This is a genomic window from Algoriphagus sp. 10J20-15, assembly GCF_055809615.1.
Map to the genome: position 1 here is coordinate 23,491 of NZ_JBVVUG010000036.1, position 14,464 is coordinate 37,954.

The 14,464-nt window shown below is 39.0% G+C and carries 12 protein-coding genes; 6 read left to right on the top strand and 6 right to left on the bottom strand.

The genetic code is table 11. From position 1 onward, the window contains the following. Positions 1–58 precede the first annotated feature (58 nt). The 3 genes from AC0L6R_RS15565 to AC0L6R_RS15575 all read left to right on the top strand — a co-directional run bounded on the left by AC0L6R_RS15565 (position 59) and on the right by AC0L6R_RS15575 (position 4,116). On the top strand, positions 59–1,432 hold the full coding sequence (locus AC0L6R_RS15565; RefSeq protein WP_473272027.1) for a M16 family metallopeptidase: 1,374 nt from the start codon (positions 59–61) through the stop codon (positions 1,430–1,432). Continuing rightward, positions 1,389–2,903, top strand: coding sequence for a M16 family metallopeptidase (locus tag AC0L6R_RS15570; RefSeq protein ID WP_473272029.1), 1,515 nt, complete (start codon positions 1,389–1,391; stop codon positions 2,901–2,903). The genes AC0L6R_RS15565 and AC0L6R_RS15570 overlap by 44 nt, the downstream gene beginning before the upstream one ends. 247 nt (positions 2,904–3,150) lie before the next feature. After that, positions 3,151–4,116 carry an IS256 family transposase, variant Zn-binding type gene (locus AC0L6R_RS15575; protein WP_473272082.1) on the top strand — a complete coding sequence of 322 codons (966 nt, stop codon included), beginning with the start codon at positions 3,151–3,153 and terminating at the stop codon, positions 4,114–4,116. Between the two features lie 207 nt (positions 4,117–4,323). On the opposite strand, the gene AC0L6R_RS15580 is transcribed toward AC0L6R_RS15575, so the two are convergent. Continuing rightward, positions 4,324–6,369 (bottom strand): glutamine--tRNA ligase/YqeY domain fusion protein, encoded by a 2,046-nt coding sequence (locus tag AC0L6R_RS15580; RefSeq protein ID WP_473272030.1) that lies wholly within the window; start codon positions 6,367–6,369, stop codon positions 4,324–4,326. Between the two features lie 253 nt (positions 6,370–6,622). Here AC0L6R_RS15580 and AC0L6R_RS15585 point away from each other — a divergent pair, with 253 nt between their 5' ends. After that, a complete protein-coding gene (locus AC0L6R_RS15585) occupies positions 6,623–8,143 on the top strand; it encodes a GH3 family acyl-acid amido synthetase (protein ID WP_473272032.1) in 1,521 nt (506 codons plus the stop codon). Here AC0L6R_RS15585 and AC0L6R_RS15590 read toward each other — a convergent pair. The 3 genes from AC0L6R_RS15590 to AC0L6R_RS15600 form a co-directional block, all read right to left on the bottom strand. Beyond that, positions 8,127–8,792, bottom strand: coding sequence for a hypothetical protein (locus AC0L6R_RS15590; protein WP_473272033.1), 666 nt, complete (start codon positions 8,790–8,792; stop codon positions 8,127–8,129). The two genes, AC0L6R_RS15585 and AC0L6R_RS15590, sit on opposite strands and share 17 nt — an antisense overlap. Positions 8,793–9,062: 270 nt before the next feature. After that, on the bottom strand, positions 9,063–9,278 hold the full coding sequence (locus AC0L6R_RS15595; RefSeq protein ID WP_283413387.1) for a hypothetical protein: 216 nt from the start codon (positions 9,276–9,278) through the stop codon (positions 9,063–9,065). A gap of 126 nt (positions 9,279–9,404) precedes the next feature. Continuing rightward, positions 9,405–9,866: an Hsp20/alpha crystallin family protein gene (locus AC0L6R_RS15600; RefSeq protein ID WP_473272034.1), complete on the bottom strand. Its 462-nt coding sequence runs from the start codon at positions 9,864–9,866 to the stop codon at positions 9,405–9,407. A 488-nt stretch (positions 9,867–10,354) separates the two neighbouring features. On the opposite strand from AC0L6R_RS15600, the gene AC0L6R_RS15605 reads away from it, so the two are divergent. Continuing rightward, positions 10,355–11,188 carry a prohibitin family protein gene (locus tag AC0L6R_RS15605; RefSeq protein ID WP_473272035.1) on the top strand — a complete coding sequence of 278 codons (834 nt, stop codon included), beginning with the start codon at positions 10,355–10,357 and terminating at the stop codon, positions 11,186–11,188. A gap of 128 nt (positions 11,189–11,316) precedes the next feature. On the opposite strand, the gene AC0L6R_RS15610 is transcribed toward AC0L6R_RS15605, so the two are convergent. Beyond that, the gene (locus AC0L6R_RS15610; protein ID WP_283413390.1) at positions 11,317–12,072 is read right to left on the bottom strand and encodes a sulfite exporter TauE/SafE family protein; all 756 of its coding nucleotides are present in this window, start codon (positions 12,070–12,072) and stop codon (positions 11,317–11,319) included. A gap of 464 nt (positions 12,073–12,536) precedes the next feature. Between AC0L6R_RS15610 and AC0L6R_RS15615 the strand changes: the two genes are divergently transcribed. After that, positions 12,537–13,724 (top strand): PP2C family protein-serine/threonine phosphatase, encoded by a 1,188-nt coding sequence (locus AC0L6R_RS15615; protein WP_473272037.1) that lies wholly within the window; start codon positions 12,537–12,539, stop codon positions 13,722–13,724. Between the two features lie 80 nt (positions 13,725–13,804). On the opposite strand, the gene AC0L6R_RS15620 is transcribed toward AC0L6R_RS15615, so the two are convergent. Further along, positions 13,805–14,338, bottom strand: a complete 534-nt coding sequence (locus AC0L6R_RS15620; RefSeq protein ID WP_473272038.1) for a fasciclin domain-containing protein — start codon at positions 14,336–14,338, stop codon at positions 13,805–13,807. Between the last annotated feature and the right edge of the window lie 126 nt (positions 14,339–14,464).

A 14,464-nucleotide genomic window follows, 5' to 3' on the forward strand; every position in this document is an offset into this window, starting at 1 on the left:
AACTAGTGGATTCGAGTTAATATTTCTATTATTTAGCTGTAAGAAAACCTCCCTATCTATGTTAAAAAGAATCACCTCACTTGTTCTACTTGTTATCCTTAGCACTGCCTGTAGCAAAAAGTCTGAAAAAGCTCCTCAGGAGTTTAATGTAGAATTTGAAAAATTCAAGCTAGACAATGGTCTCGAGGTGATTTTTCACATTGATAAATCAGATCAAGTGGTGGCTGTTTCACTCACTGCTCACGTGGGGTCCGCTCGTGAAAAAGAGGGTCGAACTGGCTTTGCGCATCTTTTCGAGCACCTGCTTTTTCTAGAATCAGAAAACTTAGGTAAAGGTGGATTGGATAAAATGACAGCTAGAATAGGAGGCTCTGGAGCAAACGGTTCGACGAGTCGAGACAGAACGAATTACCTTCAGACTGTTCCGAATGATGCATTGGAAAAAATGATATGGGCAGAAGCAGACAAACTAGGTTGGTTTATCAATACTGTAACTGATCCTGTTTTGGCCAAAGAGAAGCAGGTGGTGAAAAATGAAAAAAGGCAGGGCGTGGACAACCAACCCTACGGCCATACTTCTTATGTGATTGACAAGAATCTATATCCTGAAGATCACCCTTACAATTGGCAGGTAATCGGCTCATTAGAAGATTTGCAGAATGCGAAATTGGAAGACGTAAAAGAGTTTTTTAGAAGATGGTACGTTCCAAATAACGTTACGCTTACAATTGCTGGTGATTTTGACCCAAAACAAGCGAAAGAATGGGTGAAAAAATATTTTGATGAAATAGCCGCTGGTGAAGATATAGCCCCACTTACACCAAGACCAGGGAAAGTAGAAACCATCCAAAAACTTTACCATGAAGATAATTTTGCCCGCCTTCCTGAACTGACCATGACTTGGCCTACAGTGGAGCAATATCATGCAGACTCCTATGCTCTGGATGTGCTTACTGATTATCTATCCAATGGAAAAGAGGCTCCACTCAATGTAGTTTTGGTAGATGATAAAAAACTAACATCTAATGTCAGGATGTACAATAGAACTTCAGAATTGGCTGGACAAGCGCAACTTGCTGTTCGCGCATATGCTGACAAAGATTTGGATGAAGTAGCTGCCGCCATAGAAATGGCTTTCGCCAAATTTGAAAAAGAGGGCATCTCAGAAAAAGACCTAGCACGAATAAAAGCTGGACAGGAAACACGGTTCTACAATGGACTTTCAAGTGTTTTAGGTAAAGGAGTACAGTTGACTCAATACAATATTTTCGCTAAAGATCCTGGCTTTATCAATCAGGATATTCAAAACATTTTATCGGTGAATACAGAAGACGTGACGCGGGTTTTCAAAAAATACATTTACGGTAAGAATTACATAGCTACCAGCTTTGTGCCCAAAGGAAACTTCAGAAGCTGCACTCCAAGGATCTAAGAAAGCTGAAGTAGTAGAAGAGCAAATCGTACAGGGTGCAGAAGAAAGCTTTGATCCGTCGATTCAAGCTGAATACGAGCGTGCACCATCCACTTTTGATAGGTCAGTCGAGCCTCCATATGGCAAAACACCTGAGGTGACCATTCCTTCAGTTTGGGATGATTCACTTGCTAATGGCTTACAGGTATATGGTATTGAAAACCATGAAGTTCCATTGGTTCAATTTAATATGATAATTGATGGAGGACAATTATTGGACGATCCTAATCAAGTAGGAGTGGCCAATCTTTTGGCACAGTTGATGACAAAGGGTACCCAAACCAAGACAACTGCTGAATTGGAAGACGCGATTGATCAATTAGGAGCCTCAGTGAATGTATATGCAACTACAGAGAATACAACTATAGCCGTAAATACATTAAGTAGAAACTACGATCAGGTGATGGAATTAGTAAAGGAAATCATTCTGGAACCAAGATGGGACTCACTGGAATTTGAATTGGCAAAACAATCTACCATCAGCCATATCCGACAGCTGGAGGCAAGCCCCAACATGGTAGCCCAAAATGAATTTAATAAGTTGATCTATGGAGAGGGTAATATTCGTTCTCAAAACATTTTAGGAAACATTAAATCTGTGGAGTCGATAACTCTAAATGATCTGAAAACCTATTATGATAACTATATTTCTCCATCAGTAACCCGAATGCATGTTGCTGGTGATTTAGGGAAAGTGAAAATCATTGCATCTCTTCAGGATTTGATAACCGCCTGGGAAAGTAAGGACGTGAGTATTCCTGCTTATGATGCTCCCTCAAGGCCAGAGAATGCACAGGTTTATTTTTATGACATCCCTGATGCAAAGCAATCAATGCTACAGTTCGGGTATCCAGCGATGACTTCAACCCATCCAGATTATTACCCTGCGGTGGTAATGAATTACATCTTGGGAGGAGGAGGATTTGCTTCCAGACTAACTCAAGAACTACGTGAAGGCAAAGGATATACTTATGGAATTAGGTCTTCATTTTCCGGTGGAAAAGTGGCCGCTCCATTTACTATTACTAGCGGTGTGCGAAGCAACGTTACGTATGAGTCTGCTCAATTAGTAAAAAATATACTATCAGATTATCCTTCAACTTACACTTCTCAAGATCTGGAAACCACTCAAAGCTTTATGATCAAAAGCAATGCTCGAGCTTTTGAGACGGCTGGGGCAAAACTGAATATGCTAGAGAATATCAGTGAGTTTGGATGGGATCCAGGCTACATGAAGGATAGAGAGAAAATAGTGAATGAACTGACTGTGGAGAGAATTCAGGAATTATCAGAAATGTACCTTGACCCAAACAAGATGATTTGGCTGATCGTAGGCGATGCCAAAACACAATTTGCTGGTCTTGAAAAACTAGGCTTTGGGAAGCCAATTCTTATTAATGCAGAGAAGGTGTCAATGGGCGTGGATAAGTAGGAACGTAGTTGCCATGGTTGCAAACCTGACCATTCTTCACCTGTAGATTAACAAAAAAATCGCTCGTCGAATTTTCACGACGAGCGATTTTTGATTTAATGGTCAAAAATAGTTGGTAAAAGCTGTGTAAACTATTGATTTACTGTCTTTCCTGTGACAACCTTATTGAAAGTGGTTTCAATAAGGTTGTTTTGTTTTATGGAAAAGTCAAAAAAAAAGGTGTTGGGCATGTGGCTTTCTGGACTCAATCAAGTGGGGAAAGCAAGGCGGCAAGCAGCGATATAAATGCAAAAACTGCGGGATTCTCTTTACCGGTTCGAATCCATCGGTGGCCAAGTCCAACCAATTTATATGGTTTGAAAAGTGGGTTATCGGCAAGCAAACATTGGAGCAATTGGTTGTTCTCACAGGGTACAGTAAAAGCACCATCCAGCGGCTGTTCAAAGGCTATTTGAAAGAGCCACCGATGCTGAGTGTTTACCCCTCTGAGCGTGTAAACCTGATCATTGATGGCACTTATTTCACCAACGACTTGTGTCTGATTCTGTATCGGGACAACACCGTCAAGTTTACCCAGCTCTACCGTTTCAGTAGTGGAGAACGGTATGAGGAGCTGAAAGAAGGCCTGGAAAATCTGCTGGCTCTTGGTGTTCAGATTGAATCCATCACCTGTGATGGTCACCGGGCTCTACTACGGGCGGTGAAGAAAGTTTGCCCCGATGTGACCCTTCAGCGATGTGTGATCCATGTCCAGCGTATGTGCAGAATATGGCTTTCCAGTAAACCAAAGAGCATTCCTGGTCAGGAACTTCGAAGAATCATCTCTACACTGCATCTGATCCGTACCCAACAGCAGCTCAGCTTTTGGCTGCTGGATCTGGCCAATTGGGATGCCCGTCATCATGAGTTTGTGCATGAGAAAACCGTGAACCCCACCACTGGAAAATACTGGTATAAACATAAGCTGTTGAAGCGTTCCTTCTCTGTAATTATGAGCGCACTGCCCAATTTGTTTCACTATCTGGAAAACCCAAAAATACCCAAATCAACAAACGGTCTGGAGTCGTTCTTCGGACATTTAAAAAACAATCTCAATGTCCATAGAGGACTTTCGAACGCAAACAGAAAAAGCTTTTTGAAATGGTATCTGTACTTCAAAAATCAACAAGGTAAAAGGTTTTCCAAGCCATGGGACAAGAAGAATGAAGCATGAAAAAAGGGCTCCGAAAAAACGAAGCCCTTCCATTCCACTTGACAGATTTTATTGCTGGTAAGTTGCTCCTCAGCAGAGCTTACGTCCTCTTCAAATCTGTCGCAGATTATAATGAAATTTTATACCAAAGTCACCAACTATTTTTGACCACATTACCCGATTTTTTTACCTACACTTCGACACTGCAAAGTCTATCAGAAATTAATTTTAAATTTTCTTCGCTTCTCCAACCAATTCTTCATTTCCATCTGACAAGCCGGCTTCTATAAAAGCATCAATTTCAGCATTTCTCTCCTGTCCATTGGCTAACAGGACACCCAATGTAATCATTGCTCCTATTCGAGTCCCAACTTTCTTAGCAGCTGTGTTGAATAGGGGAGCCAATTCCTCGTAGCTCACTTCCTCAGCCAATTTCGCAATATCTGCTCGAGCTGCGGCAAGCTTATCACCGGATAGATTCGTGTATTTCTTTGAGATTTTCTGAATCTCATTGATAGCAGAGCGCTGCCCTTGAGCCTGTCCGCCTCCATGGTTCTGCTGCTTTACGGGTTGATTTTGCGGTGCAGCAGCTACCGGAGCCTGTTTTGCCCATGAATCCCTCAAACCTACCGTTTTATTAAAAACAAGGTTTTCTGAAGAAGAATCCTTATCCAAAGTAAAGTAACCAAGTCTCTGAAACTGAAATTTATCATCAAGGGTTGCATCCTTAAGAGAAGGCTCTAGATAGGCCTCTTTGATTACCTTGAGAGAGTCTGGATTTACGAATTCCATAAAATTCCTGTCCTCATGACTGTCTGGAGCTTCGTCCAAAAATAGTCTATCGTATTCTCTAACTTCCGCTTTTATTGCATGCTGTATAGATACCCAGTGAAGCGTCCCTTTTACTTTTCTCGTGCTAGCTTCAGTTCCAGATCCAGATCTTGAATCCAAGTCAGCAGTACAATGAATCTCAGTAATATTGCCCTCAGCATCTTTTACTACTGACTCACCTTTGATGATGTAGGCACTTTTTAATCGTACCTCATTTCCCAAAGTCAAGCGGAAAAATTTACTTCCTGCTTCTTCTTTGAAATCTTCTCTTTCTATATATAATTTACCACTAAATGGTAAGTCATGAGTTCCTGAATTTGGATCTTCCGGATTATTTTCAGCGGAAAGTATTTCAGTTTTCCCAGCAGGATAATTGGTGATTACCAACTTCACTGGATCTAAAACTCCCATCACTCGCGTTGCAGTTTTATTCAAATCCTCTCGAATGCAAAATTCCAACAGAGAAACATCTGTTACAGAATCACGCTTGGAAATTCCGGAAACATCAGAGAATTTACGGATAGATTCAGGCGTATAGCCTCTTCTTCGTAGACCAGAGATAGTCGGCATACGAGGGTCATCCCATCCGGTTACAGTTTTGGTTTGAACCAATTCAAGAAGCTTTCTCTTGCTCATGACTGTATAACTGAGATTTCTTCGGGCAAATTCTCTCTGCTTTGGTCTCAGTTTGGTAGGGTCATAGATTTGATCCAAGAACCAGTCGTACAGCTCCCGGTGCATTTTGAATTCCAACGTACAAAGAGAGTGGGAAATCTGCTCTACGTAATCAGACTCACCGTGAGCCCAATCATACATTGGATAAATACACCATTCAGTGCCAGTACGATGGTGCGCTTTCCTCACAATCCTATAAAGAATAGGGTCCCGCATCAACATATTGGAAGAGGCCATATCAATTTTCGCACGAAGTACATAGCTACCTTGCTCAAATTCTCCAGCCTTCATTCTGTCAAATAAATCTAGATTTTCCTCAACTGATCGATCACGAAAAGGACCAGCCACTCCTGGAGTTGTAGGCGTTCCTTTTTGCTCGGCCATAGCTTCTGCAGACTGTTGATCCACATAGGCTTTCCCTTCTTTGATCAGTTGAACCGCCCAGTCATATAGCTGTTGAAAGTAGTCTGAAGAATAACATTCTGTAGCCCATTGAAATCCAAGCCATTGAATATCACGCTTGATTGCATCTACATATTCCTGTTCTTCCTTACTTGGATTAGTATCATCAAACCGAAGATTAACAGGAGCATTATGCATTTCTCCCAATCCAAAATTCAGGCAAATAGAAGCAGCATGGCCGATATGTAAATACCCATTCGGCTCAGGTGGAAAGCGAAAACGAAGTTTCTCCGGAGAAAAGCCTGCTGCTAGATCGTCAGCAATGAGTTGTTCTATGAAATTGAGTGATTCTTTTTCTTCTGTCATGGGTGAAAATTGAATTTCAAAATTAAGGCAAATGACTTGAAAAGCAATTAATGAAAACGAGAGAGGTGGGAAAGTGGTAAAGTTCTAATGAATTTAAATTTGAAAGATTACAAAATGTAAATAGCAGGCCCTACATGACCAGAATCCGTAAAACAAAAATCGTAATACTTAAATGAACTATGAAGTGCCTGCTTATTTTTCATTAGGAACCGAGGCATACTGTTTGTTTATTTCCTCTGAAAAATAAACGAACATGGCCATCATAGGAAAGCTTGTAAAAGCCGGATTAGAAATAACATCAAAACTTACTTTAGGAGAGGATAGTCCAAGGATTTCTCAAGAGAAGCAGCTGAAAGAACTCTTAAACCAAGCTAAAAATACTGCCTTTGGGAAGTATTATGGATTTGAAGAAATTCTGAAATCAGATGATCCAGTCTCAGCATTTAGAAAAGAAGTCCCAATATTCAATTATCAGACAATGCATGAGCAATGGTGGGTGAGGCAAGAGCGATTGAATGATATCACTTGGCCAGGCAAACCAGATTTCTTTGCACGTAGCAGTGGCACTACTGGGAAAAGTAGCAAGAGAATACCTATAACCAAGGAATTCATGTCCTCCATGAGGTCAGTAGGATCTTCTATGATTAACTCTCTTCATGAATTCGATTTCCCCGAATCGCTTTTCGAATCTGAAGTCTTAATGTTGAGTAGTTCTGCAAATTTGGATGAAAATGAAAAGGGTTTCAAAGAGGGAGAAATCTCTGGAATCAATGTGAGTAATTTCCCCGATTGGTACGACATTTTCTACAGACCGGGAAAAGACATAGCAGCTATTTCTGATTGGGATCAACGCGTAAATGCAATTGCTGAACAAGCACCTGAATGGAATATTGGAGCAATTGCTGGAATTCCATCCTGGGTATTACTGATGCTACAGCGGATTATAGAGCGACATCAACTAAATACCATACATGAGATCTGGCCAAACTTTCAAGTGTATGCCTCCGGAGGAGTTGCATTCGAGACTTACAGAGAAGACTTTGAAGCGGTTTGCAAAACGCCAATTAAGGTTTTGGATACCTACTTGGCATCAGAGGGATTTATCGCCTACACATGTAAGCCAGAGACAATGGCGATGAAATTGGCTTTAACTCACGGCTACTTTTTTGAATTTGTCCCCTTCGATGAACGAGGAATAAACGAGACGGGGGATCTATTGAGCGACCCATTAGTATTGGGGATAGATGAGGTAGAAATCGGAAAAGAATACGTGTTGATTTTGAGTTCCTGTGCTGGAGCCTGGCGATATGCTATAGGAGATGTAATTCGATTTGAAAGCCTAACTCCACCACAAATTAAAATCACAGGAAGAACGAAATTCTTTCTAAATGTAGTTGGATCTCAGCTTTCGGAAGAAAAAATGGACAAAGCTATTTTAGAATTAGCTGAAGAAAATAAGACCTCTATAAACGAGTACATGGTGGCTGCTGTTAAAAATGAAGATGGTGAATACATTCATCAGTGGGTGCTAGTAGGTGAGGTGAAATCGGATGCGTTAGCTGAGAAATTGGATGAGATATTGAAAGCAGCTAATAAAAATTATGCTGTAGCCCGTTCCAAAGCGCTTAAGGGAATCAATGTAAAAGTGATATCAAAAGATCAATACACCAATTATTTAGCATCTACGAGTAAGAAAGGTGGACAAACCAAAACTCCGAAAGTAATGACAAGCGAAAAAATGAATTCCTTACTTGAGTTTATATCTCAACCTTAGGCAATACAGGCACAAGCTCATCTGGACAAAGTTCGGCACCACGGATTGACATATAATACCTTTTGATCTGGTCTTGATAATCTGGGGAAATAAAATCATTCTCAAGAATATATTTCTTAGCTGCAATCACATCTTTTCGGAAGCCATGTCGAATAGCTATGCTATCCGCTTCATGTTCACGCTCACGTTTATATTTGTCTGACAAAACATATCGGATACCATATGCGATCATACCAGCGTTAGAGTGATTTTCATAATCGACTATATGGCCAAGCTCATGCGCAAACCAACCACGTAAAACATTCTCAGGTAAATCTGCAATGTAGAGATCGTCTGAATCAAGTACTTTTTCGGCTACATCTAAATTATACTGTCGATTTTTTCCAAAAATATCACTGAGATTAATCACTGGCTGAGCCTGCATAGTAGAGCTACTAAGACTGCTCTGGATCACATCAAAACCATAGCTGTGGAGTTCTTTGTATTCCTGCCATACATCAAGAAAAACATTCTTGATATTAGCATGAATGCCTGGAGAAAAATTGGGAGTGTCTGATTGAAGGGTAGGGGTTTGAAGAGATTTGAAGGTAATTACACCCAAAATTATAATAGCTACTGCTCCTGCTAAAACTTTCTTTTTGTGTTGCATAGCAAAGGTGCATCAAAGAACGTTCCAGAGGAGGATTATCAATTGTAATGGTTTTATACTAATTTTTGTTACGGTAACAAACCCGTCTCAGTCGCATGGATATTCTAGCGAAAAAATGAACTTCCATAAAACGAGGCTCATTAGCTTCGGCCTGCAGCAACACAGGCCGAGAAAGCCATGAGGGAAACCGAATCCCAGAAATTAGTAATTATGATAATTGGGTTTTATGTCCTGATTATATCTGACAGGACCTGTATAATAACCATCATTCTAATCTACAACTCGATCAGTTTTCCTATTGTGAAGTGGATAGCCTTTGATTTTATGCTCTAACCCACTAGTGATTAGCCAATAATCCAACTCTTTGGATTCAGATCCATCAAGAATAGACTGTGCTTTTTTATATTCCTTTTCCAACAGATGGACATCAAAGCTTACTTTTTCAAGGATGGTCTTATAGTAGTTAAGAAATGATCCTTTTTTCATCTTAGACTAATTTTTGAAATTAAAACAACATGTTAGTTATAACAGAGGAATATTTAATTTTTATTAGGCTACCGCATCCGGTAAACTAGGGTAGGGCAATCTCGATTAAGGTTGCCCAATCCCCATTTAAGATATCTGTATTGTTTTAACCGGCTTCTTTTTCGCTTCTTCACGTTTAGGGATAATTAAGCAAAGAATCCCGTCTTGGTAGGTAGCTTCAATCTTTTCATTTTCTACCGTATTTGGCAAATAAAATGTTCGTCTAAATGATTGATAACTGAACTCTTTGCGTGCATACCGTGCCGGTTCGTTAAAGTTATCCTCCGATTCCGAAGAAATTTCAGCCTGAATGCTCAAGGTATTATTATCCAGCTCAACCTTGAAATCTTCTTTTTTCATTCCTGGAACAGCCATTTCAACTTTGAAATCATTTCCGGTTTCGATGATATTTACACTAGGGAGTGTATTTTGCCGGGTATCTCTTCCAATACCAGCTGTATCTAGCCAATCAAAAAGCCCTCTAGAAGGAAAGTCATCAAAAATACTAGTAACAGGGCTATAACCGTTTCTTTTCATTAATGTGTTCATTGCTTTTACGTTTTTAAGGTTTAACAAATACACTTACTTGATGGCTGATCCTGTTGAGTTTTACAACAAGATGCAGAATCAAGAAATTAACAAATTGAATCGCGATTCGAGCACATAAAAACAAGTTAAATGCCAAGCGTTTTGAAGGATGAACGTTGTCACTTTTCCCGAAAAAATGTCAGAAATAGCGATTATATGGTAGTATATAATGTCAGTTTTTCATTCTGCAATCCTTCATTCTGACATTTTTCTTTTACCATAGAGGTAGAGAGAACATAAGAAAAATTGAAGTTAAGTATTTTATAAGGGAATCATCAATCCAGAATAACGGAAATAGTTGAACGGAATATTATTTATATCTAAGAATATGAATCTTATCAAGTTTAATTCTAAAATCTGGAAGAATGGGTGGATATTAAGGAGCCAAGTAAGGAATAGGTTATTCTTTGTGTGTGTGAGAAAAGGAATAAAACTTAAATAATCAAAATATGAGTGAATTTAACAGTGTAATTGAAAAAGGACCCATTAGGAAATTAGTTATTGCTGGAATAGTGGTGATCATACTATTTATTTTAAAACCGTGGGTGCAGATTGGTGCTGGAGAGCGTGGAATAGTTTTGAACTTTGGAGCAGTACAAGACCAAGTATTAAGTGAGGGTATTCACTTTAAAATCCCTGTCGTTCAGACTATAGAGATTATGGATGTCAAAATCCAAAAAGCAACAACTGATGCCGCTTCCTCTTCCTCAGACCTTCAGGATGTAGATATGTCGGTAGCTTTGAATTACCACGTGATTCCTGAGGAGGCAAATTTAGTTTATCAGACAATTGGAGTTCAATTCAAAGATAGAATCATAGATCCTGCCATTCAAGAGGTAATGAAAGCGGTCTCAGCCCGTTATACTGCCGAAGAATTAATTACAAAAAGGCCAGCGGTTAGCTCAGAAATGAGAGAGGCTTTGACTACTCGTTTACTAGAATCTAAAATAGCCGTAGATGCATTCTCAATAATTAATTTCAGCTTTAGCCAGACATTTACCGATGCAATAGAGGCAAAGCAGACAGCAGAGCAAAATGCCTTGAAAGCTAAGCGGGACTTAGACAGAATCAAGGTAGAAGCAGAGCAAACCATTGCTCCAGCTACTGCAGAGGCGGAGGCTTTAAGATTGCAGAAAATGAATATATCCCCTGATTTGATTGAGTTGAGAAAGATAGAGGCCAATCTTAAAGCAATTGAAAAGTGGAATGGCATCCTGCCTGAGGTTACGGGAGCTGGTGCTATTCCATTTATTGGAGTAGGAGAGGCAGCGAAAAGAAACTAAATAAAAAACTGGAAAAAGAGGACTGAAGAGAAGTTTATAGATTTAACCAGTTGTGGTGAATAGTTCCTCAAGGCTACCGGGTGGTTTCATTCGGTAGTTTTTTTATACAAGGCTGAGTTAAATCCAATTTATTTAAACAATATAATAACCGCGCCCAAAGCTGTTAAAATCAGTATCATCTTTCTGAAAAAGGCTTCATCGATCATCTTTATTAGTTTTATTCCCAGTACAAATCCTAGGATAATTGCCGGTATCAATTTCAGATCCAGGAGTAGAGTTGCCTCTGAAATAGTATCCCAGAAGAAAATATGAAAAGGCAATTTGAACACATTGATAATCAGAAAAAGCCAAGCTGCTGTACCTATAAAATGGTTTTTTGGCAGACGCATAGCCAAAAAGTAAATATTAGAAATAGGGCCAGCCAGGTTGCCAACCATAGTCGTAAAACCTGCTAAAGTTCCAACTCCACTCGCAAAAGCCCAGTGCGTGGGGACTTTCTCTACTTTTTTCTGATCCCACCAAACGATAATAGCCAAGACTAAAAAAATAATAATGGCCATAGCGATTTTAAAAGTTTGCTCAGGAAGATCCATCCCGATCCAACTTCCCAGAACAATCCCTAAGATCATCCAGGGTAGAAATTTAGCCACATATTTCCATTGCGTATGACGATTGTAATAGATAACAGCTAACACATCAGCAAAAACTAAAAGCGGCAAAACGATTCCTGTGGATTGTTTCGCTTCAAAGGCTATAGCCATGAAAGTCACATTGATAATCGCTATACCCTTGATTCCAGCCTTGGATAACCCGATGACAAAAGCCGCTAAAAAACTAAGAATCCATGATGTGGTACTGATTTCTGATGCAATAGATAAAAACATAGGTATGATCACAAACGAAAAGCTAAAGTATTACTGATTGCCAAACATATAAAAATCAACTGAAGTACTTGTACGATTTAACCTTAGAATTCCTGAGCCATAATTAAATAGGATTAGCATGTATTGCTGGATTTGGCTCCTTTCAGTTATCAAACTCAATACTGCAGATTACAATTTCAGGCAATGGAAATGGAATACTCTATTTAACCATTAAATAGTTCTTTATCAGCTATTTGTATTGTATTATTTATGAAAAAATTATGACCTGAATTAAGGAAAAAACCGCTAAATTTTCTTGGATATATTATTCACGACTTAGATCTCTTCAGGCAATTGGGGCAAGGAAGAGCAAAATATTTCAGGTGTTAGAAAAAGATTGTTTTGGTTTGAACCTAGCGATTCTTAGTTTAGAATTAAGAAGTATAGCAAGTTAATATTAGAAGCCCTTTTGTTTGGAGATGGGAATGAACCCCAAAGAAATAGTATCAATTAAGGAGTTTGAAGATTTGTTGATCAAAGCAACAAATACTGCTAATGAAGGGATTACTATTAGTTCAATGGATCAAATAGATAGACCGCTTGTTTTCGTAAATGAGGGATTTGAGAGATTAACTGGGTATACAAAGCTGGATGTCATTGGCAAAAATTGTAGGTTCCTGCAAGGGAAGGACACCGATCAATCTACTGTAAATATTCTTAGACTAGCCATACAAAATGGAGAGCAGGCAACTGTTGAATTATTGAATTACAAGAAAGATGGAACTCCCTTTTGGAATAGGCTTTCTATTACTCCTCTCAAGGATAAAAATGGGATAACGACCCACTATGTAGGAGTACAGTCTGATATTACAGAGTTACGGGAAACCCAAAAAAGCCTTAAGTCAGCGAATAAGGATTTGGCCTCATTTCAGAATAAAATCAAGTATGAACTGGAAGAGGCTAGGAGAGTCCAGAACTTCATACTTCCATCAACTTTTCCAACTACCACCAAGCTTAGTTTTGCTTCAGTTTTTGAACCTATGGATCAAATTGGGGGAGACTTTTATGATATTATTGAAATTGAAAAGGGAGTTTTCGGCGTATTAATAGCTGATGTTACAGGGCATGGCATACAAGCAGCTTTACTGACTTTCATGACTTCCTTTGCCTTCAAAAATATAGCTCTACAGACTAGTTCTACAGCCAAAGTAGTTACAGAAACAAATGAAAAGCTCTATAATAAAATGCCCCGGGGTTCATTTATCACCATGTTTTATGTTGTTTATGATTCTAATACCCGGCGATTGAGTTACACTCAAGCTGGCCATCCAGAGGGCTATGTGGTCAGGGCCAACACTAAAGAAGTGATTTCTTTGACATCTTTAAGTCCTCTTGTAGGCGCATTTAGCGGGGAAACTGTAACTTATTCAGAATCTACAATAAAGCTGGAAATTGGAGACAAGGTAGTCCTGTATACAGATGCTATACTAGAGGTTTGGAATAGTGACGATGTGATGATGAAAAGAGAGGAATTCACATCATTTTTAAAGAATAACTCTAAACTTCCAATCAAAGAACTCTTAGATAGTATCAAATCATTTTGCCTTAAATTCAGCGGAAAAAGCAGTTTCAATGATGATTTTACTATGGTAGGATTCGAAGTATTGAATTAATTACTGATAGAAATTTTCAGAACTTTGGCATAAAAAAAGCCTCAAAAGAGGCTTTTAATTACTTATAAATCAGCTTTTTATTACATTGCCGGAGGCAAAATCACAGCATCAATAACGTGAATTACTCCATTTGAAGCATCGACATCAGCCGTTACCACGTTTGCCTCATTAACTTTAGCTCCGTCAGTTGTAGAAATAGTAAGATCTTGTCCATTTACAGTTGATGCTTTCATTCCATCTGTAAGATCAGTAGAAATTACTTTTCCCGGGACAACGTGGTAAGTTAAGATAGCAACTAGTTTATCCTTGTTTTCTGGTTTTAATAGATCTTCAACAGTTCCTTCAGGTAATGCAGCAAAAGCTTCATTAGAAGGGGCAAACACTGTAAATGGTCCTGCGCCTTGTAACGTTTCAACCAGGCCAGCAGCTTTTAATGCTGCTACTAGTGTAGTTAAAGATTCATTTTCAAGCGCCAAAGTCACTATGTCTTTTGGCTGCTCGGCTACAACTTCTTCAACTTCTACAGCTCCAACTTCTTCTGTGGATGTTTTTTCTCCGCTACATGCAACTGTAAATAATAGCGCTACAGCGAATAGATAGTTTAAAGTTTTCATGATTAATGGTTTTAGTTTAATACCATAACAAAGTATTGGCAAACTTGTTCACGAGACTTTGGCTTTGGGTCTATATGTTACATAATTTATATTATGTTAAATAGAATAATTATTCACCTACTCATT

Excerpts from the sequence above, each read along its gene's own strand:
- AC0L6R_RS15620 (WP_473272038.1), bottom strand. The coding sequence starts at position 14,338 with ATGAAAACTTTAAACTATCTATTCGCTGTAGCGCTATTATTTACAGTT.
- AC0L6R_RS15590 (WP_473272033.1), bottom strand. The coding sequence starts at position 8,792 with ATGCAACACAAAAAGAAAGTTTTAGCAGGAGCAGTAGCTATTATAATT.
- AC0L6R_RS15585 (WP_473272032.1), top strand. The coding sequence starts at position 6,623 with ATGGCCATCATAGGAAAGCTTGTAAAAGCCGGATTAGAAATAACATCA.
- AC0L6R_RS15595 (WP_283413387.1), bottom strand. The coding sequence starts at position 9,278 with ATGAAAAAAGGATCATTTCTTAACTACTATAAGACCATCCTTGAAAAA.
- AC0L6R_RS15580 (WP_473272030.1), bottom strand. The coding sequence starts at position 6,369 with ATGACAGAAGAAAAAGAATCACTCAATTTCATAGAACAACTCATTGCT.
- AC0L6R_RS15615 (WP_473272037.1), top strand. The coding sequence starts at position 12,537 with ATGAACCCCAAAGAAATAGTATCAATTAAGGAGTTTGAAGATTTGTTG.
- AC0L6R_RS15605 (WP_473272035.1), top strand. The coding sequence starts at position 10,355 with ATGAGTGAATTTAACAGTGTAATTGAAAAAGGACCCATTAGGAAATTA.
- AC0L6R_RS15565 (WP_473272027.1), top strand. The coding sequence starts at position 59 with ATGTTAAAAAGAATCACCTCACTTGTTCTACTTGTTATCCTTAGCACT.
- AC0L6R_RS15600 (WP_473272034.1), bottom strand. The coding sequence starts at position 9,866 with ATGAACACATTAATGAAAAGAAACGGTTATAGCCCTGTTACTAGTATT.
- AC0L6R_RS15610 (WP_283413390.1), bottom strand. The coding sequence starts at position 12,072 with ATGTTTTTATCTATTGCATCAGAAATCAGTACCACATCATGGATTCTT.